The following is a 26,590-nucleotide window of genomic DNA, read 5'->3' as shown; positions in this document are numbered from 1 at the left end:
GCCTACGTCAGCGGGCCTTCTTGGTGGCCCGCTTACGCGGCGGGGTCAGCAGGTCGGCGATCGTCGCGATCGCACTCGGGACCAGGCTGTAGTACGCCCAGACACCGCGCTTCTCCCGCTGCAACAAGCCAGCCTCGGTGAGGATGCGCAGGTGGTGACTGACCGTCGGCTGAGAGAGGCCGAGCGGCGCCGTCAGGTCACAGACGCACGCCTCGCCCTCGGGGGCCGACTGGATCAGGCTGAGCAGCCGCAACCGAGCAGGATCAGCAAGGGCCTTGAGGACCCCGGCGAGACGCTCGGCATCGGCACGTTCGATCGGCTCGCCGTTTAGCGGCGAGATCTGAGGCATAGTCATTTCGGCCAACGCAGTTCCCACGTATTCCATCCTTCCACCAGCAGCATCGATCCGCCTGCATATCAGCAGATCCGAATCGGCAGACTTTTACGCCACAAGGCCGAGGTCAGCCAACGTATAGGCCGCCCGGTACGGCAATCCGGCGGCTCGCACCGCGTCGCCGGCGCCTCGATCAACAATAACCACCACGCCCACGACTTCCGCCCCGGCCTCGCGAAGCGCCTCGACAGCTGTCAAAACACTTCCGCCCGTCGTGGATGTGTCCTCCACCGCCAACACTCGACGGCCAGCCACCTCCGGTCCCTCGATCCGCCGCTGAAGACCGTGAGCCTTGCCCGCCTTGCGCACCACAAAGGCGTCCAGGGCCCGGCCGGTCGGAGCGGCGGCGTGCAGCATCGAGAGCGCGACAGGATCCGCCCCCAGGGTGAGGCCCCCAACGGCGTCGAACTCCCAGTCGGCGGTGAGGTCGAGCATCACCCGGCCGACCAGAGAAGCGGCCCGGTGATGGAGCGTGACGCGCCGCAGATCCACGTACCAGTCTGCCTCGCGCCCCGACGAGAGCACGACCCGGCCGTGGACCACAGCCAGGTCGGTAATGAATTTACGCAGGTCGTCGTGGTCCCCCATGGCGATAGAGGTTACTGCGCAACTCTGAACGCCGTGTGCGGGGTCCACCCTGATCAGCCCCGAGGGGAACCGATGACTGGCGATGTTCGACTACGCTCAGCAACTGGCCCAACAGCGGCGTGCCAACGTCGTCCCACCATTCGCTCGGGGTCGGCGGGCCGGTCGAAGCTCAGCGCTCGTCGCGACCGATCCGGCCGCGGGTGTCCCGCGCGACCGCCTGGAGCAGCCGCCGCGGCGCGTGTCGCATGCCGGCAACGACCACCTTGTACTTCCACGCCGGGATGCTGATCATCTTGCCTTTGCGCAGGTCACGCAGGGCTTCGTCCACCACATCCTCGGCCCGCAGCCACAGCCACTCCGGCGTCTTGGACATGTTGATGCCGGCTCGCTGATGGAATTCGGTGCGGGTGTAGCCGGGGCAGAGGGCCATCACCTGAACGCCGAACGGCCGCGCCGACTGCCCGACGGACTCACTGAAATTGGTGACCCACGCCTTGCTGGCGGAGTACGTCGATCCGGGCATCGCCGTACCGAACCCGGCGACCGAAGAGACATTTATCACTGCCCCATTTCGCCGTTCAGTCATCGGTCGAAGCGCCGCCAGGGTCAGCCGCATGACCGCGTGCACGTTGAGTCGCAACAGTCGCGCCTCGTCCTCCGCCGTCGAGCGCAGGAACGGTTTGTTCAGGCTGATCCCCGCATTGTTGACCAGCAGATGCACCGGGCTGCCATCGGCAAGCCGCTGCTCCACGATGGCGCAGCCGTCGTCGGTGGACAGATCCGCCGGGATCGTCTCCACCTCGCGTCCGTGCGTGGAACGCAGCTCGGTGGCCAGCTCGGTCAGCCGCACCGCGTCGCGGGCAACGAGCACCAGGTGCCAGCCGTCGGCGGCCAGCCGCCGCGTGAACGCCGCGCCGATGCCGGCGGTGGCCCCGGTGATCAGGGCTCGGCGCTCGGCTGTCGTGGGGTCGAGCGTCACGGGGTGGTCCTCACCTGGGCGGGTACGGGGGCGTGTGCGGCGCCGACGGGGGCTGGTGCGGGGCGGGCGTGAACATGGGCGGTGCGGTTGGCGCCGTCGAGCGGTGGCGGCCGAACCAGCTGTTCGCCGCCGGCAGCGCCAGCAGCGTAGCTACTACAAGGTAACCGAGCGCCTGTGCGACGGAAAGCCCGGCGTTGAGCGGGATCCACCAGGACGGGTACGCGTCGCCGATGAGGCCCAGCAGCTCGGCGAGAGCCTGCTCGCCGGAGCCCAGTTGCAGCGGTGCCGCCCGTTCGCCGACGACCACCGCCACGCTGCAACAGCCGGCGAGCAGGCCGAGCCCGCTGACCACCCAGGTCGCCACCCGGACGCCGCGGCGACCGGCCAGCAGCCCGAGGGCCAGGCCGGCGAGCAGCGGCGCGGAGAGCACCGCCACCACCGCCGACAGCACCGCGGACGCGCGGAGCAGAGTCACCACGTCGTCGATCTGCTCCGGGCTCGCCGAGGTGTCGCGGGCGGCGGAGCGGAACGCGTCGACCGTCCCGCCCAGCACCACCAGGTCCACCACGGCGTACGCGAGCGCGGCGACCGCCATCACCAACAGCACGGTCGCGGCCGACAGGACGGCGGCGGGCCGGCGGGCCGGTGCCGATTCCGGGTACGACACGACGAATCCCTCCGGTAGGCGTCGGGTTGCAACCTACTCGGAGGGATCGTCGGCGTCGTGCTTATCGAGCCGTCAGTTGGTCGGCGGCGGGGTTGACCCGGGCCGGTCCGTGGGCGGCGTGTCGTCCGGCCGGTTCGCGGCCGGTGGCGGCGGGTAGCTCGGCTCCCCACTCGACGGATAACCCGGCTCACCCGATGCCTGCGGGTAGCCCGGCTGACCGGGCGCCTGCGGGTTGCCCGGGTAGCTGGCGCCCGGGGTGGGCGGCTCCCAGCCCGCGGTCTGCTTGCGGAAGAACGGGTTCGCCTTCGGCAGCGCCAGCAGGACCAGCGCCGTGATCAGCGCGATCAGGCTGAGCACATTGAGCAGGAGGCTGACCGGGGTGACCCAGGAGGGCAGGGCCTCCTCCAGGCGACGCTGGATCTCCTCCGGGCTCGGCCCGTCGCCGGTAGTCCCGCCACCGGTGTTGAACCCGCCGGCCGCGTTGCTGAGCAGGCTACCGCCGACGCAGCAGACCATGATGCCGCCGACGATCCAGGTGGTGATGCGGGCGCCGTTGCGGCCCTGGTTGTTGAACAGGGCCAGCACGCCCAGCACGACCGCGAGCAGCAACAGGACGATGCTGCCGCCGATCCCGATGACGGCGAAGACGTCGGCCACCTGCTCACCGTCGGTGCTGCTGCCCTCGTACGCCGCACGGAGCGCGTCCCGCGTCTTGCTGAAGGTGCTGAGCGTGATGATCAGACTGATCACCTGAAGTGCCAGGAACAGGAAGAGCAGGTAACTGGAAATCGACACAATGGATGGCCGCTGACGGGCCGGCGTGCTCTGGGAATCGACCACGATTCTCCTTCCCTAAGATCGCGCCCACACCGTATCGACAACCGGCCAGTTCGGCATGCCGTGGCGAGCCCGGGCGCGTCCGCCCGGTCCGGCTCGGCGGGCCTCAGGCCCGGGGCGGTCGGATCGTCAGGTCGGCGGGGTCGAGCAGGTCACCGCGGGCGACCCGCCAACCCTCTTCGCCGTACGCCTCGAAGGAGAGCCGCGCGGCGCCGCCGGACTGGTAGTCGTGGTAGCGCATCGTCCCGGTCGACGGCAGCTCCGTCTCGCCGGTGGCGGTGTAACGCGCCTGCCCGGTCTCGGCCCAGGTGTAGCGCCGCCCACCGAGTTCGATGGTCGGGGCGCCCGGGGTGACGGTGGCGCCCGGTTGGGCCGTCCAGAACACCAGCTCGAGTTCGGGGCCGTCCTCCACCGAGAGCCGGTGGCGGGCGCCGGAGTCGTCGTCGAGGAGGTGCTGCACCCAACTCCAGTCGCCCTCGACCAGGCGGATCGTGGCGCTCACCGCGTACTCCCGCTCGCGGATCCGCACGCGGTCGCCCGGGGTCAGGCGGAGCGGGCCGCCGCGCGGCGGCTCCGCCGGCTGGCCGTTGGACGGGCCCGTCGCCCGCCGCCGGGCCCGCCCGACGACCACTACCACCGCGAGTACGGCAACAGCCGCCACCAGGGACGTCACCAGCGCGTCCACCCGACCACCTCCCCAGGTACGTCGGCGCAGACGGTAACAACCCTCGGCACCAGGAAGACCCGCGCTGTGGCCGACAGCTCAGCTGACGGAGGCCGTCGGGTACGGCCTGCGGAGGCGCCGTCGACGGTCCGGTCGGACGCGGCGCGGTGACGGGCGGGTTCATGGCCCGCGACGTACGGCCCGTCGACGGCGACCGGCAGGACCAATCGGGCAGTACCGACCGGCAAATGGATCATGCTGCGGCGAGCCGCCGGCTGGCGTACGTGCCAAGGGTTTCGCGGTCCATCACGCACCCCACGAAGGTGGTGAACTCGCTCGGATCGTCCCGCAGCGACGTCCAGGCCGCTCGGGCCGCCGCTGGGTCGACGCGCTCCAGCAGCGTGGCCGCGTACGCCCGGCCGGCGGGTGTGCCGTCGGCGAGCACCCGGTCGAGTTGGCGGCGTACCTCCTCGGGGTGGTCGTCGAGAGCGGCCGAGATCTGCTCGTACGCCTCCGTCACCGGCAGCAGGGTGCCGGCGATGCCAACTCCCCCGAAGGCGAGCGTGTCAGCCGCCGCCAAGGTGTCGGCGGCCGCACCAAGTTCCCGCTCCCATTTCTTCCCAATCCCAAACATGCCCCACCTCTTTCCCCACCCGCCCCCGCCCCACCCTGTTGATCAAGAGGTTTGCGTCATGAGAAGACGCCGGGCTGACGCAAACCTCTTGATCAACGTGTTCGCGTGGGGTCAGGCGGGGGTTACCGCGAGGGCGTTGGTTTCAGTAGCGCGGTCCACCTTTACCGTCTGGCCGTCGCGGATTGATCCGCTCAGGAGGGCCTTGGCCAGTTGGTCTCCGATTGCCGTCTGGACCAGGCGACGGAGCGGGCGGGCACCGTAGATCGGGTCGTAGCCGTGCTCGGCCAGCCAGTCCCGGGCAGCATCGGTGATCTCCAGGCCCAGCCGGCGATCGGCCAGCCGCCGCCGCATCCGGTTCAACTGGATGTCGACGATGGAACGCAGGTCGCCCCCGCGAAGCGAGGCGAAGACCACGATGTCGTCCAGCCGGTTGAGGAACTCCGGCTTGAAGTGCGACCGGACCACGGCCAGCACGCCCTCCCGGCGCTGCTCATCGGCGAGCGTCAGGTCGCTGATCACCGACGAGCCGAGGTTGGACGTGAGGATCAGGATCGCGTTGCGGAAGTCAACAGTGCGGCCCTGGCCGTCGGTGAGCCGGCCGTCGTCGAGCACCTGGAGCAGCACGTCGAAGACGTCCGGGTGGGCCTTCTCCACCTCGTCCAGCAGCACCACCGAGTACGGCCGTCGGCGCACCGCCTCGGTGAGCTGACCACCCTCGTTGTAGCCGACGTAGCCGGGCGGCGCACCCACCAGGCGGGCGACCGAGTGCTTCTCGCCGTACTCGCTCATGTCGATGCGGACGATGGCCCGCTCGTCGTCGAAGAGGAACTCGGCGAGGGCCTTGGCCAGCTCGGTCTTGCCGACACCGGTGGGGCCGAGGAAGAGGAAACTGCCGGTCGGGCGATCCGGGTCGGCGATACCGGCCCGGGCACGGCGTACCGCGTCGGAGACCGCGCCGACCGCTTCGGTCTGGCCGACCACCCGGCCGCCCAGCGAATCCTCCATCCGGAGCAGCTTGGCCGTCTCACCCTCCAGCAGGCGGCCGGCGGGGATGCCGGTCCAGGAGGCGACCACCGCGGCGATGTCGTCCGCGCCGACCTCCTCCTTGAGCATCGCACCGTCGGCCTGGAGCTGGGCCAGCTCCTCCTCGGCCTGCTTCAGCTCGACCTTCAGAGCGGGGATCCGGCCGTAGCGCAGCTCGGCGGCGCGTTCCAGCTCGCCGTCCCGCTCGGCCCGCTCGGCCTCACCACCGAGACGTTCCAACTCCTCCTTGGCGGTGGAGAGCTTGGTGATGTGGCTCTTCTCCGTCTGCCAGCGCTCGGAGAGCACTGTGAGCTGCTCGCGCTTGTCGGCCAACTCCTTGCGGAGCCGCTCCAACCGCTCGGCCGAGGCGGCGTCCGGCTCCTTGGCCAGGGCCATCTCCTCGATCTCCAACCGGCGGACCGCCCGCTCGATCTCGTCCACCTCGACCGGACGGGAGTCGATCTCCATCCGGAGCCGGGACGCTGACTCGTCGACCAGGTCGATCGCCTTGTCCGGCAGGAACCGGTCGGTGATGTACCGGTCGGACAGCGTCGCGGCGGCGACCAGCGCGGCGTCGGTGATCCGTACGCCGTGGTGCACCTCGTAGCGCTCCTTGAGCCCTCGCAGGATGCCGATGGTGTCCTCGATGGTCGGCTCACCGACCAGCACCGGCTGGAAACGGCGCTCCAGCGCCGGGTCCTTCTCGATGTGCTCGCGGTACTCGTCCAGCGTGGTGGCACCCACCATCCGCAGCTCACCACGGGCCAGCATCGGCTTGAGCATGTTGCCGGCGTCCATCGAGCCCTCGCCCTTGCCGGCGCCGACGACGGTGTGCAGCTCGTCGAGGAACGTGATGACCTGCCCGTTGGAGTTCTTGATCTCCTCCAGGACGGACTTCAGTCGCTCCTCGAACTGGCCGCGGTACTGCGCGCCGGCGACCATCGCGCCGAGGTCCAGCGAGATCAGCTTCTTGTCGCGCAGCGACTCGGGCACGTCGCCGGTGACGATCCGCTGGGCCAGGCCCTCGACGATCGCGGTCTTGCCGACGCCGGGCTCGCCGATCAGCACCGGGTTGTTCTTGGTACGTCGGGACAGCACCTGAATGACCCGACGGATCTCGGAGTCCCGGCCGATGACCGGGTCGATCTTGCCGTCCCGGGCGCTGGCGGTGAGGTCGACGCCGTACTTGGTCAGGGCCTGGTAGGTCTGCTCCGGGTCGGCGGTGGTGACCCGACGGTCCCCACCGCGAACTGTCGGGAAGGCGGCGACCAGGGCCTCCTCGGTGGCACCGGCGGTCTTCAGCGCGCCGGACACCGCCCCGCCCACCCGGGCCAGGCCGGCGAGCAGGTGCTCGGTGGAGGTGTACTCGTCGCCCAGCGGTCGGGCGATCTGCTCGGCGGCGCCGATGGCGTTGACGAACTCCCGAGCCAACGTCGGCTCGGCGATGCTGGAGCCGCGTGCGGCCGGCAGGTTGTCGACCGCACGCTGGGCGGTCTTGCGCAGCTCGGTCGGGTCGGCCCCGACGGCGCGCAGCAGACCGGTGGCCGTCGAGCCGTCGGTGTCCAGGAGTGACAGGAGCAGGTGCCAGGGTTCCACGGTGGCGTGACCACGCTGGTTGGCCAGCGCGACAGCGCCCGTGATGGTCTCGCGGCTCTTGGTGGTGAGTCTTTCGGTGTTCATGGGCTCCCCCGGATCGGCGTTGTCCATTGGATTGGACACAACCAGAGTTGAGCGTATTCCGCTCAACCTTAGCGCGTGACGGCCATCACTCCCGGCGCCGCCACCGCCAGTCGAACTCGCCGGCCGCCGGGGGCGGGCCGGGCAGCGGGTCCGCGTCCGGCACCGACGACAGGCCGGCCAGCAGGACCGCGAGCTGCCGGCGGCGCAGTTGGCGCGTCCGCTCCTGATCGGGTACGCGGACCGCGGCGCACGCCTCCAACAACAACCCCAGATCGTGTACGACCGCGTCGGGGCGCAGCCGCCCGCTGGCGCGGGCCCGGTCGACCAGTGCGGTGGCCAACTCGCCGGCGCGCATCGCGTCCCGACCCATCTCCTCGGTCGGGGTGAACGTGCCGGCCAGATGGACGGTGAGCGAGTGCACGTCGGCGTCGACCACCCGGGCCAGGAAGCCGGTGAACGCGGCCCAGTCGTCCGGCTCGGCGAGGGCGGTCTCGGCCTCCGCGACGTACCGGCGCAGCCCGTCGTGGCAGAGCTGGCGCAGCAGGTCCTCCTTGCCCGCGTACCGCCGATAGAGGGCGCTGATCCCGACACCCGCGCGTTCGGCGACGGCGGCGATCGGGGCCTTCGGGTCGTCGAGGAAGACGGCGCGGGCGGCTTCGAGGATGACCTCGTCGTTGCGGGCGGCCTGGGCGCGGCGACCGCCCAGCGTTTTGCCGGAAGTCGTTGACATGCCCTCAGCCTAACAGTGGAACGGATCGTTCCGCTCTGCTATGGTGATTGCAGAACGAAACATTCCGTTCCGAAGGAGTTCCGCCATGAGCGACACCGCGATCCGCCCGTTCCGCGTCGAGATCCCGCAGACCGCCCTCGACGACCTGGCCGCCCGGCTGGACCGCACCCTCTGGCCCGCCGACCTGCCCGGCGCGGGCGACTCGTACGGGATGAGCATCGACCGGGTGCGCACCCTCGTCGACCGGTGGCGGGGCGAGTTCGACTGGCGAGCCGTCGAGGCCCGCCTGAACGCTCACCCGCAGTTCGTCACCGAGATCGACGGCGAGCAGATCCACTTCCTGCACGTCCGGTCGTCCCGGCCGGACGCCACCGCGCTGGTGCTCACCCACGGCTGGCCCGGCTCGGTGCTGGAGTACCTCGACGTGATCGCCCCGCTCACCGAGCCGACCGAACCGGACGCGCCGGCCTTCCACGTGGTCATCCCGTCGCTGCCGGGCTTCGGTTTCTCCGGCCCTACCCGCGGCGCCGGCTGGAACCGGTTCCGCACCGCCCGCGCCTGGGCCGAGCTGATGAACCGCCTGGGGTACGACAGTTACGGCGCGATCGGCAACGACGCCGGCTCGATGATCGCGCCGGAACTGGGCCGGGTCGCTCCGGAGCGGGTGCTCGGCGTACACGTCACCCAGCTCTTCTCGTTCCCCTCCGGCGACCCGGCCGAGTTCGCCGGGCTCTCCGAGGCGGACCAGGCGGCGCTCGGGCACCTCCAGTGGTTCTACGAGAACAAGTTCTCCTTCAACCAGGTGCACAGTCAGCAGCCGCAGACCCTGGCGTTCGCGCTGGCCGACTCGCCGGTGGGGCTGCTCGCCTGGAACGCCCAGCTCTTCGACGAGAGCCTGGACGCCGACTTCATCCTGGCCAACGTGGCGCTCTACTGGTTCACCGGCACGGCCGCCTCGGCGATCCGGCTCTACTGGGAGGACGCGCACGCCGGCGAGCCGCCGACCGAGCCGACCACCGCTCCGACCGCGCTGGCCATGTTCCCCGGCGACTTCCAGTCCATCCGCCGCTTCGCCGAGCGGGACCACGCGAACATCGTCCGGTGGACGGCGTACGAGACCGACGTCGACGGTCGGGGTGACGTCGGCGGCCACTACGCGGCCCACCAGGCCACCGAGGTGCTGGTCGCCGACATCCGCGAGTTCTTCGCCAGCCTCCGCTGACCACGTCGTGCCCAGGTGCCCGCGCCCGCGCTGCCGGCGCGGGCGCCCGCGCGTCCGACCCGACCCGGCCCCCCGGCCCGGTTGATCCACTCGACTTTCAGGAAGTCGGGGTGTTCCGCCACGCCGGATAGCCCGACTTCAATGAACTCGAGTGGATCACCTCCGTTGGGCTGCGCCGGGGCCGGCCCGAGGGGCGCTGTCCCTCCAAGATCTGCGCTCTGTTCACAAAGCGGTAGCCTTGGAGGGTGCGAGTACGTGTCGAGCAGACCGCCTTACCCGGGATCGGGGTACGTCACGATCTGGTGACGGAGTCCGGACGCCGCCTGGGCGTCGTTTCCCACCGCAATGGCCGCCGTGATCTCGTCCTCTACGATCCCGACGATCCCGACGCCTGCCAGGCGGACATTCCGCTGACCGACGACGAGGCCGAGGCTCTGGCCGACATCCTCGGCGCGTCGCTGATGCTCGGCCAGCTCTCCGGGCTCCGGGAGCAGGCCGCCGGTCTGCTCACCGAGCAGATCGCCATCACGGCCGGCTCCCCGTACGTCAACCGGAAGCTCGGCGACACCAAGGCGCGTACCCGCACCAGCGCCTCCATCGTGGCTGTACTGCGTGAAGGCGAAGTGATCGTTTCGCCACTCCCCTCCTTCCGCTTCGCGGCCGGCGACGTGGTGGTCGTTGTCGGGACCCGTAGAGGTCTCGACGGCGTTTCCGCCATCCTCGCCGACAGTGACCCGGACGGCTGAGGCGGATGCACGATTTCACCACGCTGCTCATCGAAGTCGGTGCGCTGCTGCTGCTGCTCGGGCTCCTCAGCCGGCTCAGCCGGCGCTTCGGCCTCTCTCCCATCCCTCTCTACCTGCTCGCCGGGCTCGCGTTCGGGCACGGCGGGCTGCTGCCGCTGGACGCCAGCGAGGAGTTCTTCGCAGTCGGCGCCGAGATCGGCGTGATCCTTCTGCTGGTGATGCTCGGCCTGGAGTACTCGGCCAACGAACTCGTCGGCAACCTGCGCTCGGCGGCACCGGCAGGGCTGATCGACGGCGTCCTCAACGCGCTACCCGGCGCGGGGTTTGCCCTGCTGCTCGGCTGGGACTGGGTCGCCGCCCTGGTACTCGGCGGCATCACCTGGGTCTCCTCCTCCGGGGTGATCGCCAAGGTCCTCGCCGACCTGGGCCGGCTCGGTAACCGGGAAACCCCGGTGATCCTCTCGGTGCTGGTCATCGAGGACCTGGCGATGGCTCTCTACCTGCCGCTCGTCACCGCCGTACTGGCCGGCACCGGCCTGCTCGGCGGCGGGATCGCGCTCACCGTCGCGGTGGGCACGGTGCTGATCGTGCTGGTGGTCGCCATCCGGTACGGCCACCTGATCTCGTCCGCCCTGTCGGCGAAGGACCCGGAGGCGCTGCTGCTCGGCGTACTCGGTCTGACGTTGCTGATCGCGGGCATCGCCGCGTCGCTCAAGGTGTCGGCGGCGGTCGGCGCGTTCCTGGTCGGCATCGCCCTCTCCGGCCCGGTGGCGCACCACGCCACCGAGTTGCTCTCGCCCCTGCGCGACCTGTTCGCCGCGGTGTTCTTCGTCTTCTTCGGCCTGACCACCGACCCGCAGGACATTCCGCCGGTGCTGCTTCCGGCGCTCGCCCTGGCCGTGGTCACCATGGCGACGAAGACGCTCACCGGCTACCTCGCGGCCCGCCGGGTCGGCATCGCGGAACCCGGTCGATGGCGGACCGGCCTGGCACTCGTACCCCGAGGTGAGTTCTCCATCGTCATCGCCGGGCTCGCGGTGGCCGCCGGGAGCGTCGAGCCGCGGTTGGCGGCGCTGGCCGCGACGTACGTCCTGATCACCGTGGTGACCGGGCCGATCCTCGCTCGGCTGCCCGACTTCCCGTGGTTCAAGCGGTGGCTGCGCAACCGCGCGGCGGCCCAGCGGCGGGAGCCGACCCCGATCGTCGACTCACTGCACTGAGCTCCACCTGAACGCCGCGGCGGCGTGGGTCGCACCCTCACGGAGGTAGAAGCGGTGCGCCTCGGTTCGGGCGAGGCCGGACTCCAGGAAGACGTAGTCGGCACTTTGCTCGTACGCCCACGCCCTGGCCGCCGCCAGGAGGCTGGAGCCGACACCCCGGGAGCGCCACTCGGGGTGCACAGCGAGATCCTCGATCGAAGCCCGGCGGCCGAAGCGCACCGAGAGGATGTCCACGTAGACGCTGGCCACGCCGACCAACTGATCCTCGTCCGCTCGCGCCTCGAAGAGTGCGACGTCTTCGTGGGCGAGCAATTGCGCGGTCCGCTCGACGGCGCGGTCGCGGTCCCAATCCACGGGACGGCTGCCGGGAGGGGCGAAAAGCCACTCCAGCCCCATGACGAACTCGGCCTCGGCGCCCCGCTGTAACCGTCTAACGTGGATTGTCATAGGAGCATCATCGGCTGCGCTGTCGATGCAATGGACCCGTCCGTGCCAACGGTTGCGGAATTGCTCCTCGCGGGTACTACCGCAGCACCCGACGGCGGGTTACCGTTTCGCCCCAGCAGCCAGGGTCCGCAGGCAGCGTTGCCAAACGCGGGCGAGAGCGGAAGGTTGGCCGGTGAGCGTGCAGGAGTCGACGTTCCACGGCTTCGCCAACCCCGTCGATCCGACTCCGGCGGAGTTGCGAGCTTGGGCGTACAAGCCCGATTCGGTGCCGTTGGCCTCGATGCCACCCGACTGGGACCTGCTGGTCTCCGGCGACCGGCTGGTGTTGACACTCTTCGAGTTAGCAATGGATCCAACCTGCCCGGCCCGGCGGTTCGCGCTGCACTGCCTCTACATCTACGCAGCCGACGGCATCCGGACGAACTTTCGCGCCCACCCCAAGCGCCGCTTCCGCAAGCTCGTCGAACAGGCCGAGCGTGACGGCGACGAGCTGATGAAGATCTGGGCGCACAACGGCCGGGTACTGTTGGCCCGACCGGACCTCTTCGTCTACCGGGACTGGTGCGAGGGCGGCCTGGTCCGCGAAAACCGCCGCCTCGGCTGAGGCCCAACCCGCACTCAGTTACGACGAACGGGCCGGGACCCCGGCGAACGGGCCGGGACCCCCCGTGGGTCCCGGCCCGCACGTCGGTTACCGGTCAGTCCTGCTTGCGTTCCGTCTCGGCTCGGCCCCGTTCGCCGGCGCGGTCGCCATCTTCGGCGAACCGGCCCGCGATGATCCGGTCCCGGTAGGTCCCCTCGGTCACCTTGTCGAACTTCTTGCGGACGGTCTCGGCCAGGTTCTCCAACCGGTCCTCGGTCTGTTGGGCCACCTTCTTCGCCGGTTCCGCCATCGCTCCCCCTCGCCATGCCGGTAGGTCCGGATTAAGCCGATTGGACCCTTATCGACAGGCTAACCGAAGCGGCCCGGACCGCGCCGGGGAATCCAGCGCGGTCCGGGCCGAGAAGACAGATCCGGGTGAGCGGCAGCTCAGCGATCGGGCGTGCGGCGGGGGCGCCACACCACCAGGGCGGTGGACGTGCGGTTGGTCGGCACCAGATCCCGGCCCGGGAAGCGGGCCAGCGACTCCAGCTCCGCCACCCGGCGGTACGCGGCGTCCAGCTCCGCCTCCAGCCGGGCCACCCGCTGCTGCGCCTGCTCCAGCAGCCGCTCCAGCCCGATGATCCGCTTGACGCCGGCCAGGTTGATCCCGTCGTCCTGACTGAGCCGCTGCACCTCACGCAGCAGCACCACGTCGCGGACGCTGTAGCGACGCCCGCCACCAGCGGCCCGGCCGGGCTGCACCAGCCCCAGTCGGTCGTACTGGCGCAGGGTCTGTGGATGCATTCCCGCCATCCGTGCCGCTACCGAGATCATCAGCACCTTGGCCTCGTAGGCAGGGTCGCCCGAACCGAGGAACTCGCCCGACATCCCGCTCACCTCCGCGTCCATTCCACCGGACTAACTGACTCGACGCACCCGTGCGTCGAGATGTTCCCGGGCCGCCGGCGGGGTCTGCTCGGCGAACGACTCCAGCGCCGTGCGCGCCTCGTCCGACAACCGGGCCGGCACCACCACGTCCAGCGTGACCAGCAGGTCACCGGCCTGCCCGTCGCGGCGGACCACACCCTTGCCACGGGCCCGCAGCACCCGCCCGCTCGGCGTCCCCGGCGGCACCCGCAGGGTCATCGCACCGTCGAGCGTGGGCACCCGCAGGTCCGTGCCGAGCACTGCCTCCGCGAAGGTGACCGGCACGGTCAGCGTCAGGTCGTCCCCGGTACGCCCAAACAGCTCGTCCGGCCGAACCTTGACGTGCACGAAGAGGTCGCCAGCCGGGCCGCCGCGCTCGCCCGGCTCGCCACGCCCGGCCAGCCGGATGCGTTGACCGTCGGCCACGCCGGCCGGAAAGCGCACGTTCATGGTGCGGGTCTTGGTGACACCGCCGCTGCCCTGGCACTCCGGGCACTTCTCCTCGACCACAGTGCCGACGCCCTGGCAGTTGCGGCACGGCTCGGAGAAGCTGAACGACCCCTGGTTGCGGGTGGTCACGCCGGCACCATGACAGACCGGGCAGGTACGCGGCTGGGTGCCGGGCTTGGCCCCGTTGCCATGGCAGGTGTCGCAGACCCCCGGCGCGCGCAGCGTCAGGGGAAGCGTCACTCCGCGCACCGCGTCGCCGAAGTCCAGCGCCACCTCGGTCTCCACGTCCCGACCACGGGCCGGACCGCGGGGCGCGGCCTGCCCACCGGCCTGACCGCCACTGAAGATCGAGCTGAACAGGTCCTGGAAGCCGGCGCCGCCGAAGCGACGATCGCCGCCTCCGCCGCCGCCGAACATGTCGGAGACGTCGAACGGCATGCCGCCCGGCTGACCCCCACCCCGGGCGTTGCGCCGAAACGCGCCCGAGCCGAAGAGCGAACGCATTTCGTCGTACTCGCGGCGGCGGCCGCTGTCCGACAGCACGTTGTACGCCTCGGACGCGGCCTTGAACCGCTCCTCGGCCTTCGGGTCGCCCGGGTTGTGGTCCGGGTGCGACTCCCGGGCCACCTTGCGGTACGCCTTCTTGATGTCATCCGCGGAGGCGGCCTTGTCCACGCCGAGCACGGCGTAGAAGTCCTTCTCGATCCAGTCCTTCGAACTCACCGGTCCACCTCCTTCCGACCCCGGTGGCCCGGCCGTCCCGCCCACCGCCGCGCGGTGGACGGGACGGCCCGGTCACTGTCTGGCACTATTCCGGATCCGCGACCGCGACCAGCGCGGGGCGCAGCAGCCGCTCACCAAGCTGGTAGCCGCGTCGCATGACCTGTACGCAGGTCGGCTCGCTGACGTCGGCCGAGGTCTGGTGCGCGACCGCCTCGTGCCGGGTCGGGTCGAACGGGTCGCCCTGCTCGCCGAAGGCGTTCAGGCCGAACTTGCCCAGCGCGGTGGTGAGCTGTTCCGCCACCGTGCCGAACGGCCCGACCAGGTCGCCGTGTTCCCGGGCCCGGTCCAGGTCGTCAAGGATCGGCAGCAACGCGGCCAGCACCGAGCCGGTCGCCTGCTCCTGCACGAGGCTGCGGTCACGGTCAACCCGCTTGCGGTAGTTGGCGTACTCCGCCGACACCCGCTGCAGGTCCCTGGTCCGCTCGTCGAGCTCGGCCCGGAGCGCCTCCAGCTCGGCGCCGAGCGAGGTGCCCGTGCCGCCGCCGTCCACCGGCTGCGCCGGGGCGTCCACCACCGGCGGACCGGATGGTTCCGGCCCGTCGGTGGAGTTGACCTCGACCTCGATCTCGTCGACCACGACCTCGGCGTCCTCGACCAGACCCTCGGCCGGCACACCGGTCTCCGCGTCGGTGGCGGTCCCCTCCGGCTCGGCGGTGTCGACGAGCTTGCGCTTGTTGCGGATGACGACCCGCTCCCCGTCGCCGGTGGTCGGCTCCGTGGTCGCGGAGCCACCCGGCGTCGACCCGGTGTCGCCCGGGTCGGCGGCTCGTGGCTTCTGCGTCATGCGGCTACCTCATCCCCTTCGCGGTGGAAACGTGTCGGAGGCCGACGGTCACTTCTTGCCGTCCTCGTCCACGATTTCCGCGTCGACCACGTCGTCGGGGCCGCCGGCCTGCGCGCCGGTCGCGCCGGTCGCACCGGTCGCGCCGGTCGCACCCGGGCCGGGCTCCCCACCGGGCTGCTGACCCTGCTCGGCCTGCTGCGAGTAGAGCAGCGAACCGGCCTGCTGGGAGACCTGCGCCAGCTTCTCGTGCGCCGACTTGATCTTCTCGATGTCCTGACCGCCGAGGGCGCCACGCAGCTCGCCGAGCGCCTCGTTGAGCTGCTCGCGGTTCTCACCGGGCAGCTTGTCGCCGCTCTCGGCGAGGAACTTCTCGGTCTGCCACTGGAGCGCCTCGGCCACGTTGCGGGTCTCGGCGTCGTCGCGGCGGCGCTTGTCCTCCTCCGCGTGCTCCTCGGCGTCCCGGCGCATCCGCTCGATGTCGTCCTTCGGCAGCGAGGAGCCGCCGGTGATCGTCATCTTCTGTTCCTTGCCGGTGCCCAGGTCCTTGGCGTGCACGTTGACGATGCCGTTGGCGTCGATGTCGAAGGCGACCTCGATCTGCGGCACGCCGCGCGGCGCCGGCGGGAGGCCGGTCAGCTCGAAGGTGCCGAGCTTCTTGTTGTACGCCGCGATCTCCCGCTCACCCTGGAACACCTGGATCAGCACCGACGGCTGGTTGTCGTCCGCCGTGGTGAAGACCTCGGAGCGCTTGGTCGGGATGGTGGTGTTGCGCTCGATCAGCTTGGTGAAGATGCCGCCCTTGGTCTCGATGCCCAGGCTCAGCGGGGTCACGTCGAGCAGCAGGACGTCCTTGACCTCACCCTTGAGCACACCGGCCTGGAGGGCGGCGCCGACGGCGACCACCTCGTCCGGGTTGACACCCTTGTTGGGGTCGCGACCGGTGAGCTGCTTGACCAGGTCGGTCACGGCGGGCATCCGAGTCGAACCGCCGACCAGGATGACGTGCTCGACGTCGGAGATCTTGATCCCGGCGTCCTTCACGGCCTGCTCGAACGGGCCCTTGCAACGGTCCAGCAGGTCCTGCGTCATCCGCTGGAACTCGGCGCGGCTGAGCGTCACGTCGAGGTGCAGCGGGCCGGCCGCGCCGGCGGTGATGTACGGCAGGTTGATGTTGGTGGTGGTGGCGGCGGAAAGCTCGATCTTGGCCTTCTCGGCGGCCTCACGGAGCCGCTGGAGGGCCATCTTGTCCTGAGACAGATCAATGCCGTGCTCACCGCGGAACGTCTTGACCAGGTGGTCGATGATCCGCTGGTCCCAGTCGTCGCCACCGAGCTGGTTGTCACCGCTGGTCGACTTGACCTCGACGACGCCCTCGGCCAGTTCCAGCAGCGACACGTCGAAGGTGCCGCCGCCGAGGTCGAAGACCAGGACGGTCTGCTCCTTGGAGCCCTTGTCCAGCCCGTACGCCAGGGCGGCCGCGGTCGGCTCGTTGACGATCCGCAGCACGTTGAAGCCGGCGATCTCACCGGCCTCCTTGGTGGCCTGGCGCTGGCTGTCGTTGAAGTAGGCCGGAACGGTGATCACCGCGTCGGTGATCTGCTCGCCCAGGTACGCCTCGGCGTCCCGCTTGAGCTTCATCAGCGTCCGGGCCGAGATCTCCTGCGGGGTGTACTTCTTGCCGTCGATGTCAACGGACCAGTTCGTGCCGACCTCGCGCTTGACCGACCGGATCGTCCGATCCGGGTTGGTCACCGCTTGGCGCTTGGCGACCTCACCGACGAGCACCTCGCCGTTGCGGGCGAACGCGACGATCGACGGAGTCGTCCGCGACCCCTCAGCGTTGGCGATGACGGTGGGCTCACCGCCCTCGAGAACGCTGACGCAGGAGTTCGTCGTGCCGAGGTCGATACCGACCGCACGTGCCATCTTCGCTTCCTCGCTTCGTAAGGTTGTGCAGGTGACGGGCGTCGCCCGTGGGCTGCTGGCGAGCACCGCCCGCAGCGGGCCCCACCACAAGTTGAGTGAACTTGACTCAATAGTGCCACGCGTTGGCCAATCGTCAAGTTGACTTGAGTCAACCCGACGCAACCCAGCCGTTATTACCGTCCGGTTGTCTTCCCTTGCATCGGTCGGGCACGCTTTAGCGGTGACGACGCACGGCGATCCCGCCACCCGTTCCGGTGCGCCCGCCGTCGCAGCCCGCACCGACCCGCCGGACGCCGCGGAGGAGCCGCCCGCCACCACCGGGGACGACAGCCTCCCCGGCGCACTGTCGGGCCTTCGGGAGGCGATCGGCGCGACCCGGTATCCCCTCGCGCTGCCCTCTGCCGGCTCCGCCCGGCACACCGCCACCGCCCTCACCGACCAGCTCGACGACTACCTGCTGCCCCGGCTCGCCCGGCTGGACGCCCCACTGCTCGTGGTGGTCGGCGGCTCCACCGGCGCGGGTAAGTCGACCCTGGTCAACAGCCTGGTCAAGGCCCGGGTCAGCGCCGCCGGCGTGCTCCGGCCGACCACCCGCTCCCCGGTGCTGGTCTGCAACCCGTCCGACGCGGCCTGGTTCCGGCAGGGTGACCTCCTGCCCGGGCTGACCCGCACCACCGAGCCGAGCGACGATCCGCGCGCCCTGCACCTCGTCACCGCCCCGGCCCTGCCCGCCGGGCTGGCCTTCCTCGACGCACCCGACATCGACTCGGTCGTCGACGCCAACCGGGCGCTCGCCACCCAACTGCTGGCCGCCGCCGATCTGTGGCTCTTCGTCACCACCGCCGCCCGGTACGCCGACGCGGTGCCCTGGGAGCTGCTGCGCAGTGCCCGGGCGCGGGGCGCGGTGATCGCCATGGTGCTGGACCGGGTGCCCGCCGAGGCCACCGAAGAGATCGCCGCGCACCTGACCGAGATGCTCGCCGAGCAGGACCTCGGCCGGGCGCCGCTGTTCGTGTTGCCCGAGACCTGGGTCGACGGTCAGGGGCTGCTGCCCGAGGGAGTCACCGCCCCACTGGCCGACTGGTTCGCCCGGTTGGCCGCCGACGTGGACGCGCGGGCGGCGGTGGTCCGCCAGACCCTCGACGGGGCGCTGGCCGCCCTCCACCCCGCCGTGGAGGATCTGGCCGACGCCGCCGATGAGCAGCTCGCCGCCGCCGACGGGCTGGACGAACGGGTCCAGGCCGCGTACCGGGGTGCCGAGCGCACCGTCGAGCAGGGGCTTCAGGACGGCCGGCTGCTCCGGGGTGAGGTGCTCGCCCGCTGGCAGGAGTTCGTCGGCACCGGCGAGCTGTTCCGCACGCTGGAGGCACGGATCGGCCGCCTCCGGGACCGGGTGGTGGCCGCCGTCACCGGTCGGCCGGCGCCCGCCGTCGAGCTGCGCAACGCCATCGAGTCCCAACTGGTGACGCTGCTGCGCGGGGTCGCCTCGGAGGCCGCCGAGTCCGCGTACACCGGGTGGAAGGCACACCCGGCCGGCGCCGGGCTGCTCGACCCGGCGCTCGCCCACCCGAGCGACGACCTACCCGAACGCGCCGAGCGCATGGTCCGGGACTGGCAGCGCGGAGTGCTGGAACTGGTCCGGGTCGAGGGCGGTGACAAGCGGTTCGTGGCCCGCACCGCCGCGTACGCGGTGAACGCCACCGGGCTGGCCGTGATGATCGCCGTCTTCGCCTCCACCGCGTTCATCCCGACCGGGCTGGAGCTGGCCACCGGGGCCGGCACCACTGTCGCCGCGCAGGCCGTCCTCCAGGCGATCTTCGGCGACCAGGCGGTGCGTACCCTCGCCGCCAAGGCCCGCGCCGACCTGCTGGACCGGGTGCGGACGCTGCTCGACGCGGAGGCCGACCGCTTCCTGAGCCGCACCGCCGACGCCCGCCCCGCCGAGGACGCCGGCGACGGGCTGCGCCGGGCCGCCGGCCGGGTCGAGCTGGCCCGGCACCGCAGCGGCCTGTCCGCCGCCGACGAGGAGGGTTCCCGGTGAGCAACATCGCCGGCCGGGTCCGCGAGGTGTTCCGCGGGGACCAGCGGGTCGACGCCGACGCGCTGATCGCCCGCCTGGACGCGGTACGCCGGTTCCTGACCGCCGTGGACGGTCTGCTGCCGGACTCCGACCTGGTGCCCGCGCACACCCTGGTCGAGCGGGCCGGCACCCGGCTCGCGCTGTCCCGGGACCACACAGTGGTCGCCCTGGCCGGCGCCACGGGCAGCGGCAAGTCCAGCCTCTTCAACGCGCTGGCCCAACTGGAACTCTCGCCGGTCGGGGTCCGCCGGCCGACCACCGGCGTCACCCACGCGTGCGTGTGGGGGCCGCTGGAGGGCGCCAACCATCTGCTCGACTGGACCGGCGTACTGCCCCGACACCGCTTCGTCCGGGAGAGCGCCCTGGACGCGGACGACGAGACGGCCCTGCACGGGCTGATCCTGCTCGACCTGCCCGACTTCGACTCGGTGCAGCGATCGCACCGGCTCGAGGTGGACCGCCTCCTCGGCCTGGTCGACCAGGTGGTCTGGGTGGTCGACCCGCAGAAGTACGCCGACCGGGTCATCCACGACAGCTACCTGCGCGAGTTCCACCGGCACCGCGAGGTCACCCTGGTCGTGCTCAACCAGGCCGACCGGCTGCCCCCGGCCGAGGTGCCCCGGGTCCTGGACGACCTGCGTCGGCTGCTCGACACGGACGGGCTGACCGGGGTGCCCCTGCTGGCCACCACCGCCATCGATCCGGCCGGGATGGTCGGGCTGCGCAACGCGCTGGAGCGCACGGTCGCCGAGCGGCAGGCCGCGTTGCGCCGGCTCGCGGGTGACGTCGACACTGTCGTCGCCGGCTTGGACGAGCTGGTCGGTTCGGCCCGGCCGGCGGACGGGCCGGACGACACCGCCGTCAAGGGACTGAACAGGGCGTTGGCCGGGACGGCCGGGGTGCCTGCGGTGACCGAGGCCGTGGAGCGGGCGTACCGGCACCGGGCCGGCGCGGCCACCGGCTGGCCCGTGGTCCGGGGCTGGCGGCGGTTGCGGCCCGACCCGCTGCGTCGGCTGCATCTGCCCGGCCCGACCGGCGACCAGACCGACCCGGCGGAGAGCCTGGTCGCGGCCACCTCGGTACCGGACCCGACGGCCGCCCAGCGCTCGGCGCTCGGCCTCGCCATCCGCGCGGTGGCCGACCGGGCCGCCGCCGACCTGCCCGCCGCCTGGCCCGGTGCGGTGACCGCCGCCGCCCGGTCCCGCCTCGGCGACCTGCCGGACGCCCTGGATCGCACGATCGCCGGCACCGACCTCGGCCTCGACCGTCGCCCGCTGTGGTGGCGGGTCGTCGGCGGTGTGCAGTGGCTGGTCACCCTCGCCGCAGTGGTCGGGCTGGGCTGGCTGGTGCTCGGCTACGCGGTGCGAGCCCTCGGCCTGCCCGCGCTGGACAACCCGATGGTCGGCCAGGTGCCGCTGCCGACCGTGCTGCTGCTCGGCGGCCTGCTGGCCGGGCTGCTGGTGGCGGCGCTGACCCGTCCGGTGGTGCGCTGGGCCGCCCGGCGCGCCCGGGCCCGCGCCGACCAGCGGCTGACGGCGCGTGTCGCCCGGGTGGGCGACGAGTACGTGCTGGCACCGGTACGGATCGTGCTCGGCTCGTACGCGCAGGCACGCGACGCGCTGCGGGACGCCGCGCGCCGCTGACGCTCCGCACGGCTCGCTACCGCTCTGCGTACGCCTCGGGCGGCGTAGGGTCGGAGCATGGCCACGCCTCAGACCCCCTACGACGCGGTGCTGCACGCCGCACGCGACGTGACCAAGCTGGAGTCCGCCCTCGACGCCGAGATGCTCGGCAGCGCCCTGCTGGGCAGTGTCTACGCGATCGCGGAGACCGACCGCGACGCCGCCGTACGGGAGTTCGTCACGGGCTTCCTCGCCGCCACCGCCCGCCGCAGGATCGCGGCGGCGACCACCATCCGGCAGGTCTTCGCCACGCTCGTTCCGACCGCCGAGGGCGCCGATCGGGTGCGCCCGGGCAGCCAGGCGCCCACCTGGACGGCCCAGCTCGGCCGGGTGCACCTCACCGGCACCTGGGCGTACGGCGACGTGTACGGCGACCAGACCTCCTACCTCGCGACCTTCGCCTACGACGACGGGTCCGGGGGCTCGGAGCACGCGCTGGTGGCCCTGGTGGACCACAACATCGGGATCACCAAGGACATCTTCGTGGGCGGGCCGGCCGAACGGATCCTGGACCAGGTCCGGCAGATGTGCGCCGACGACGAGCTGACCTGGTTCCGTACCGAAGATCCGGCCCGGTTCCGGGGCGAGGTGGCCCGCCATCTGGCGGTCACCGACGACCTGAGCGAGTTGCCCGGCGAGGGGTCGCTCGCCACCGACCGGGCGTTGGTCGGGGCCCGGCTGGCGATGCTGCCCACCGCGGCCGTCCCGACCGGGCCGGCGGAGGTCGAGCCGCTCTCCGCGGCCGAGCGCACCGACCTGGTCCGGCGGTTCCTCGCCGCGCCGGAGGCCGCCCGCTTCGGGCTGGACGCCGTCGACGGCCCCGAGCTGGCCTCCCTGCACTTCTGCCTGAGCCTGCTGCTGGACCACTCGGCGAGCTTCCCGGACGCCGATCCAATGCGCTGGAGCCCTGCCGTGTCCGGGCTCTTCCTGCTCGACTGGGTGCACCGCCGGGCCGTGCTGGACATGGACGACGCGGCGATGCTGCCCCGGGTGCTGCGGGCCTGGGCGCGGTACGCGTCGCGCCAGCGCGGGCTGCCCGAGGCGGCGGCGGCGCGCACCGACGAGGCGATCGAGGAGATGGTGCCGGAGTTCGCCCGCCTCTACTCGACCGGTGAGCGGCGCAGCGCGGCCACCGCCGCGGTGGCGCAGCTGATGGCCGACGGGGTGGACCCGGACGACCCGGCCGCACTGGACGCGTGGATCGAGGCGAACCGGCACCGCCTCGCCGACGACGGCGCCTGACGGCCTCCGAGGGTGGGCGGCCCCGCGCCGCCCGCCCTGCGCCGGTCTAGCGCAGCGGACATGGGCCGGGCTAGCGCAGCGGGCCGAAGATCACCGCGGCGATCAGGGCGCCTAACGCACCTCCGGTCAGCACCTGCGCCACCGTGTGGTCTTTCAGCCGTACCCGGGACCAGCCGACCACCGCCAGCAGCGGTGCGGCGACGACCAGCCGCGTCCCGAAGGTCAGCATCAGGATGACCAGCGTGCCGGCGGCCACCGCCGAGTGGATCGACATCTTCCACCAGTGGCTGACCGACACGGCGACGACGAGGCCGACGAGGCCGGACACCGCCAGCGCCAGCACCTGGCGGGGCGCGCCGAGCACGGCGAGCAGGGCGAGCCCCGCCGCGACGGAACCGAGGCCGACCAGCAGCGGTGCCCTGCGCTGCTCCCGGCGGCCGACGTGGTGGTCGGTGAGCCGGCCACGGCGTACCCCGCCGACGATGTAGGCGAACGGAATGCCGGTGACGAAGAGAGTGGCGAGCAGACCCCAGACGAGGCCCTGACCGGGGCGGCTGGCGCTGTGCCAGCTCACCGTGATGATCAGCAGCGACACGAGCACCGCCGGGGCGGTCACCTCGGTGACCAGCCGGGCGATCCGCAACCCCGGGCCGGGCCGGGTGGTGACCGGGCGGGGTTCCGCACCGCCGCCCACGCCACCCCCTCCGGTACGCGCCTACCGCCGAACACCGCCGTCGCCGGACGGGCCGCGCCTGATCGTCACCGTACCGCCGGCCACACCGCAGGGTACGTCGGTCCGGCCAGCGGCGCCGGCCTGACGCTGGGCGTCGAGGCGACGGCCGACGGCGACGGGCTGGGTCGGTACCGCGGGCGGCGTGGGTGTGGGGGCCGGCACGGACCGGGTGCTGGTCGGCACGGCGGTCGCGGTCGCGTCGTCGGGCGGCGTGGGTGTCGGCCCCAGCGTCGGGTCCAGTGTGGGCGTCGGGTCCGCCGTCAGGGTCGGGGTCGGATCGGGATCGGCCGAGCCGGTCGGGTCCGGGTCGGTGGGGTCCGGTTCCGGCGAGTCGGTCGGGTCCGGGTCGGTCGGGTCCGGGTCCGGCGGGTCGGTCGGGTCGGGGTCGGTCGGCGGTGGCGGCGCGACGGGCGGGGGCACCGGCGGCAAGGTGCTCCGCGTGGGTCTCGGTGCCACCGGTGGGGCGGTCGTCCACCGGGCGGGCCCGGGATCGGCGGCGGGCCCTTCCCGTGGACGCAGCGGAGCGGCCGGCAGCCAGCCGCTGGTCGGGCCGACGCTGGGTGTGCCGAGCGGGGTAAGCGGTGGCTGGTTGGTCATCGGCAGCGGGATCACCACCGGCCCGACGGACGGGGTCGGCATGAACGGGGTGCTGCTGTCCGGTAGGGCGGTGCTGCCCGGGGTGGCCGAGCCCGCGCTGATCGCGGCGAGGATGGGCATCGACGCCGTGCCGGCCAGCAGCGCGACGGTGAGCAGGTAACCGCGGGAGGGGCCACCGGCGCCGGGGGCCCGGTGGACACCGACCACCCGGCGGTAGCCGTCAGCCGACCGGTGCCGACCAAGCGCTGGTGTGCCGGGACCGTCACCTGGCTCGTACACCGCACACACCCCTTGTCGTCGGCCGTCGGAGGACATGGATCGACGCCGCCGGGGGCAAAACCCCGACAAATAACCCGATAGGCGCGATCCTGCGGGAATCAGCCTCGCGCAGTCACCCTGGGTCAGCCAACCTCCACCGCGTGTCGACACGCGGTGCTGCCCGAACGGTGACGAATCGTGCCGCAACGCATGGGAAACGCGGGCCGGCATGATGGCGACAAACGGCGTCAAAGCATGGGCGGTCGGATTGCGGAGGCAGGCGTACTGTGGGCGCGCTCACCTGCTCTGCGAATATGGAGCACGACGGCAACGCAGCCGTGACCTCCGCGCACCCTCGCGGCAGGCGCGGTTGAGCGCCGGCGCTCCCGATCCGGGTTCGGCCAGAACCCGGATCACGCCGTGCGGCAACCCCCACCGGGGCTAGGCGCGGCCGCCAGGAACCGGTCCGGCAGCAGCCGGGCAGGCGCACGAGTTGCGCGGCCGGGTGACCCCCCGGTGCCGACGCAGACACGACAGGGAGAGACCGATGGCAAAGGGCGACCCCGGGGGCACCACCCGCAGCAGGCGGGCTGCACCCCGCTCCAAAAAGGGCGCGGCCGGCGACCCCGCGCTGGTGCAGCTACTCACCCCCGAAGGCGAGCGGATCGACAGCGCCACCGGGCCGGACGGCACCGAGTACCGCGTCGACTTCACCGACGAGGAATACCGCGGTCTCTACCGCGACCTGGTGCTGGTCCGGAAGCTGGACGCCGAGGCGACCGCTCTCCAGCGCCAGGGCGAGTTGGGCCTCTGGGCCAGCCTGCTCGGCCAGGAAGCCGCCCAGGTCGGCTCCGGGCGGGCGCTGCGTACTCAGGACATGGCCTTCCCGACCTACCGGGAGCACGGCGTCCTCTACTGCCGGGGCATCGACCCGATCATGCCGCTCGGCCTGTTCCGCGGCGTCGACCAGGGCGGCTGGGACCCGAACGAGTTCAAGTTCAACATGTACACGATCGTCATCGGCGCGCAGACCCTGCACGCGACCGGCTACGCGATGGGGATCACCATCGACGGCAAGACCGGCACCGACGACGGCGAGGCGGCGATCGCCTACTTCGGCGACGGCGCCACCAGCCAGGGCGACGTGAACGAGGCCTTCGTCTGGGCCAGCGTGTTCAACGCGCCGCTGGTCTTCTTCTGCCAGAACAACCAGTACGCGATCTCCGAGCCGCTGGAGCGGCAGACCCGCGTCCCGCTCTACCAGCGGGCCGCCGGCTTCGGCTTCCCCGGCGTACGGGTGGACGGCAACGACGTCCTCGCCACGTACGCGGTCACCCGCACCGCGCTGGACAACGCCCGCCTCGGACAGGGCCCGAGCCTGATCGAGGCGTACACCTACCGGATGGGCGCGCACACCACCTCCGACGACCCGACCCGTTACCGCATCGCCAGCGAGGTCGAGGCGTGGCAGGCCAAGGACCCGATCGCCCGGGTCAAGGCCTTCCTGGAGAAGCAGAAGATCGCCGACGCGGGCTTCTTCGCCGAGGTCGACGAGCAGGCCCGCCGCGAGTCGGTGCACCTGCGCGAGCGGGTGCTCGAGATGCCGAACCCGGAGCCGGTGACGATGTTCGACCACGTCTACCCCAACGGGTCTCCGCTGCTCGACGAGCAGCGCGCGAAGTTCAGCCGCTACATGGAGTCGTTCGAGGGGAGCGCCCACTGATGGCCACGGAGACGCTCACCATCGGCAAGGCCCTCAACACCGGTCTGCGCCGCGCCCTGGAGAACGACCCCAAGGTCATCATCATGGGCGAGGACGTCGGCAAGCTCGGCGGCGTCTTCCGGATCACCGACGGTCTTCAGAAGGACTTCGGCGACCAGCGGGTGATCGACACCCCGTTGGCCGAGTCCGGCATCATCGGCACCGCTGTCGGTCTGGCCATCCGCGGCTACCGGCCGGTCTGCGAGATCCAGTTCGACGGCTTCGTCTACCCGGCGTACGACCAGATCGTGTCGCAGGTGGCGAAGATGCACTACCGCTCGGGCGGCCGGCTCAGCATCCCCATGGTGATCCGGATCCCGTTCGGCGGCGGCATCGGCGCGGTCGAGCACCACTCCGAGTCGCCGGAGGCGTACTTCGCGCACACCGCCGGCCTGAAGGTGGTGACCTGCTCCAACCCGCAGGACGCGTACGTCATGATCCAGCAGGCCATCGCCTCGGACGACCCGATCGTCTTCCTGGAGCCCAAGCGGCGCTACTGGGAGAAGGGCCAGGTCGACCTGGACGCGCCGCTGGCCGACGCGTACCCCCTGCACTCGGCCCGGGTCGTACGGCCCGGCACCGACGTCACCGTGCTGGCCTACGGCCCGATGGTGCGGACCTGCCTGGAGGCGGCGACCGCCGCCGCCGAGGACGGCCGGGAGTTGGAGGTCATCGACCTGCGTTCACTCTCGCCGCTGGACCTGACCGCGGCGTACGAGTCGGTGAAGCGCACCGGCCGTGCGATCGTGGTGCACGAGGCGCCGTCCAACATCGGCCTCGGCGCCGAGTTGGCCGCCCGGATCACCGAGGAGTGCTTCTACTCCCTGGAGTCGCCCGTGCTGCGGGTGACCGGCTTCGACATCCCCTACCCGGCCGCCCGGGTGGAGGAGGAGTTCCTGCCCGACCTTGATCGGGTGCTCGACGCCGTCGACCGCTCCTTTGGCTGGTGAGC

26 protein-coding genes are annotated in these 26,590 nt (G+C 71.5%); 9 read left to right on the top strand and 17 right to left on the bottom strand.

Features of this window, described 5'->3' with window-relative positions; translation table 11 throughout:
- Nucleotides 1-7: 7 nt before the first annotated feature.
- The 9 genes from ACQRWP_RS28865 to ACQRWP_RS28825 all read right to left on the bottom strand — a co-directional run bounded on the left by ACQRWP_RS28865 (nt 8) and on the right by ACQRWP_RS28825 (nt 8,196).
- On the bottom strand, nt 8-385 hold the full coding sequence (locus ACQRWP_RS28865) for an ArsR/SmtB family transcription factor (RefSeq protein WP_030332125.1): 378 nt from the start codon (nt 383-385) through the stop codon (nt 8-10).
- Between the two features lie 57 nt (nt 386-442).
- Nucleotides 443-982, bottom strand: a complete 540-nt coding sequence (pyrE, locus tag ACQRWP_RS28860; RefSeq protein ID WP_430499239.1) for an orotate phosphoribosyltransferase — start codon at nt 980-982, stop codon at nt 443-445.
- A 169-nt stretch (nt 983-1,151) separates the two neighbouring features.
- Nucleotides 1,152-1,961, bottom strand: coding sequence for an SDR family NAD(P)-dependent oxidoreductase (locus tag ACQRWP_RS28855; RefSeq protein ID WP_430499237.1), 810 nt, complete (start codon nt 1,959-1,961; stop codon nt 1,152-1,154).
- A gap of 10 nt (nt 1,962-1,971) precedes the next feature.
- Complete coding sequence (locus ACQRWP_RS28850) at nt 1,972-2,628, bottom strand: hypothetical protein (RefSeq protein WP_430499235.1); 657 nt, start codon at nt 2,626-2,628, stop codon at nt 1,972-1,974.
- 72 nt (nt 2,629-2,700) lie between these two features.
- Nucleotides 2,701-3,468, bottom strand: a complete 768-nt coding sequence (locus ACQRWP_RS28845; RefSeq protein WP_430499234.1) for a hypothetical protein — start codon at nt 3,466-3,468, stop codon at nt 2,701-2,703.
- A 103-nt stretch (nt 3,469-3,571) separates the two neighbouring features.
- Nucleotides 3,572-4,150 carry a DUF4178 domain-containing protein gene (locus ACQRWP_RS28840; protein ID WP_430499232.1) on the bottom strand — a complete coding sequence of 193 codons (579 nt, stop codon included), beginning with the start codon at nt 4,148-4,150 and terminating at the stop codon, nt 3,572-3,574.
- 232 nt (nt 4,151-4,382) lie between these two features.
- The gene (locus ACQRWP_RS28835; protein WP_430499230.1) at nt 4,383-4,763 is read right to left on the bottom strand and encodes a hypothetical protein; all 381 of its coding nucleotides are present in this window, start codon (nt 4,761-4,763) and stop codon (nt 4,383-4,385) included.
- 111 nt (nt 4,764-4,874) lie between these two features.
- The gene (gene clpB, locus ACQRWP_RS28830) at nt 4,875-7,466 is read right to left on the bottom strand and encodes an ATP-dependent chaperone ClpB (protein ID WP_430499229.1); all 2,592 of its coding nucleotides are present in this window, start codon (nt 7,464-7,466) and stop codon (nt 4,875-4,877) included.
- Nucleotides 7,467-7,551: 85 nt separating this feature from the next.
- On the bottom strand, nt 7,552-8,196 hold the full coding sequence (locus ACQRWP_RS28825; RefSeq protein ID WP_430499227.1) for a TetR/AcrR family transcriptional regulator: 645 nt from the start codon (nt 8,194-8,196) through the stop codon (nt 7,552-7,554).
- 85 nt (nt 8,197-8,281) lie between these two features.
- Here ACQRWP_RS28825 and ACQRWP_RS28820 point away from each other — a divergent pair, with 85 nt between their 5' ends.
- From ACQRWP_RS28820 to ACQRWP_RS28810, 3 genes are all read left to right on the top strand, one after another.
- A complete protein-coding gene (locus ACQRWP_RS28820; protein ID WP_430499226.1) occupies nt 8,282-9,418 on the top strand; it encodes an epoxide hydrolase family protein in 1,137 nt (378 codons plus the stop codon).
- Between the two features lie 245 nt (nt 9,419-9,663).
- Entirely contained in the window at nt 9,664-10,164 is a 501-nt protein-coding gene (locus tag ACQRWP_RS28815; RefSeq protein WP_124815967.1) for a cation:proton antiporter regulatory subunit, read from the top strand.
- Between the two features lie 5 nt (nt 10,165-10,169).
- Complete coding sequence (locus ACQRWP_RS28810; RefSeq protein WP_430499223.1) at nt 10,170-11,384, top strand: cation:proton antiporter; 1,215 nt, start codon at nt 10,170-10,172, stop codon at nt 11,382-11,384.
- Here ACQRWP_RS28810 and ACQRWP_RS28805 read toward each other — a convergent pair.
- Nucleotides 11,373-11,831, bottom strand: a complete 459-nt coding sequence (locus ACQRWP_RS28805; protein ID WP_430499221.1) for a GNAT family N-acetyltransferase — start codon at nt 11,829-11,831, stop codon at nt 11,373-11,375. The two genes, ACQRWP_RS28810 and ACQRWP_RS28805, sit on opposite strands and share 12 nt — an antisense overlap.
- 172 nt (nt 11,832-12,003) lie before the next feature.
- Here ACQRWP_RS28805 and ACQRWP_RS28800 point away from each other — a divergent pair, with 172 nt between their 5' ends.
- Nucleotides 12,004-12,435 (top strand): hypothetical protein, encoded by a 432-nt coding sequence (locus tag ACQRWP_RS28800; protein ID WP_030332093.1) that lies wholly within the window; start codon nt 12,004-12,006, stop codon nt 12,433-12,435.
- Between the two features lie 94 nt (nt 12,436-12,529).
- Here ACQRWP_RS28800 and ACQRWP_RS28795 read toward each other — a convergent pair whose 3' ends face one another.
- The 5 genes from ACQRWP_RS28795 to dnaK all read right to left on the bottom strand — a co-directional run bounded on the left by ACQRWP_RS28795 (nt 12,530) and on the right by dnaK (nt 17,284).
- The gene (locus ACQRWP_RS28795; protein ID WP_430499219.1) at nt 12,530-12,724 is read right to left on the bottom strand and encodes a hypothetical protein; all 195 of its coding nucleotides are present in this window, start codon (nt 12,722-12,724) and stop codon (nt 12,530-12,532) included.
- A 137-nt stretch (nt 12,725-12,861) separates the two neighbouring features.
- A complete protein-coding gene (locus tag ACQRWP_RS28790; RefSeq protein ID WP_030332087.1) occupies nt 12,862-13,302 on the bottom strand; it encodes a heat shock protein transcriptional repressor HspR in 441 nt (146 codons plus the stop codon).
- Nucleotides 13,303-13,332: 30 nt separating this feature from the next.
- Nucleotides 13,333-14,514, bottom strand: coding sequence for a molecular chaperone DnaJ (gene dnaJ / locus ACQRWP_RS28785; protein ID WP_355576063.1), 1,182 nt, complete (start codon nt 14,512-14,514; stop codon nt 13,333-13,335).
- Nucleotides 14,515-14,599: 85 nt separating this feature from the next.
- On the bottom strand, nt 14,600-15,358 hold the full coding sequence (gene grpE, locus ACQRWP_RS28780; protein ID WP_430499216.1) for a nucleotide exchange factor GrpE: 759 nt from the start codon (nt 15,356-15,358) through the stop codon (nt 14,600-14,602).
- Between the two features lie 48 nt (nt 15,359-15,406).
- Nucleotides 15,407-17,284 carry a molecular chaperone DnaK gene (gene dnaK / locus ACQRWP_RS28775; protein ID WP_430499214.1) on the bottom strand — a complete coding sequence of 626 codons (1,878 nt, stop codon included), beginning with the start codon at nt 17,282-17,284 and terminating at the stop codon, nt 15,407-15,409.
- Between the two features lie 220 nt (nt 17,285-17,504).
- Here dnaK and ACQRWP_RS28770 point away from each other — a divergent pair, with 220 nt between their 5' ends.
- The 3 genes from ACQRWP_RS28770 to ACQRWP_RS28760 are packed head-to-tail and all read left to right on the top strand — an operon-like array spanning nt 17,505 to nt 22,288.
- Nucleotides 17,505-19,325, top strand: a complete 1,821-nt coding sequence (locus ACQRWP_RS28770; protein ID WP_430499212.1) for an ABC transporter — start codon at nt 17,505-17,507, stop codon at nt 19,323-19,325.
- Entirely contained in the window at nt 19,322-21,007 is a 1,686-nt protein-coding gene (locus tag ACQRWP_RS28765) for a GTPase (protein WP_430499210.1), read from the top strand. Before ACQRWP_RS28770 ends, ACQRWP_RS28765 begins: the two co-directional genes overlap by 4 nt.
- Nucleotides 21,008-21,064: 57 nt before the next feature.
- On the top strand, nt 21,065-22,288 hold the full coding sequence (locus ACQRWP_RS28760; protein WP_430499208.1) for a hypothetical protein: 1,224 nt from the start codon (nt 21,065-21,067) through the stop codon (nt 22,286-22,288).
- A gap of 70 nt (nt 22,289-22,358) precedes the next feature.
- Here ACQRWP_RS28760 and ACQRWP_RS28755 read toward each other — a convergent pair whose 3' ends face one another.
- Both ACQRWP_RS28755 and ACQRWP_RS28750 read right to left on the bottom strand, forming a co-directional pair.
- Entirely contained in the window at nt 22,359-22,982 is a 624-nt protein-coding gene (locus ACQRWP_RS28755) for a phosphatase PAP2 family protein (RefSeq protein WP_430499206.1), read from the bottom strand.
- Nucleotides 22,983-23,003: 21 nt separating this feature from the next.
- Nucleotides 23,004-23,897, bottom strand: coding sequence for a hypothetical protein (locus ACQRWP_RS28750; protein WP_430499204.1), 894 nt, complete (start codon nt 23,895-23,897; stop codon nt 23,004-23,006).
- A gap of 526 nt (nt 23,898-24,423) precedes the next feature.
- On the opposite strand from ACQRWP_RS28750, the gene pdhA reads away from it, so the two are divergent.
- The gene (gene pdhA / locus ACQRWP_RS28745) at nt 24,424-25,599 is read left to right on the top strand and encodes a pyruvate dehydrogenase (acetyl-transferring) E1 component subunit alpha (protein ID WP_430499203.1); all 1,176 of its coding nucleotides are present in this window, start codon (nt 24,424-24,426) and stop codon (nt 25,597-25,599) included.
- Nucleotides 25,599-26,588, top strand: a complete 990-nt coding sequence (locus tag ACQRWP_RS28740; protein ID WP_410819723.1) for an alpha-ketoacid dehydrogenase subunit beta — start codon at nt 25,599-25,601, stop codon at nt 26,586-26,588. The genes pdhA and ACQRWP_RS28740 overlap by 1 nt, the downstream gene beginning before the upstream one ends.
- Nucleotides 26,589-26,590 lie beyond the last annotated feature (2 nt).

It is taken from the genome of Micromonospora trifolii, assembly GCF_050516465.1.
In the GTDB taxonomy this organism is placed as follows: Bacteria; Actinomycetota; Actinomycetes; order Mycobacteriales; family Micromonosporaceae; genus Micromonospora; species Micromonospora trifolii.
Note: the sequence above shows the minus strand (reverse complement) of the source record. Positions and strands in the feature narration are given on the sequence as shown.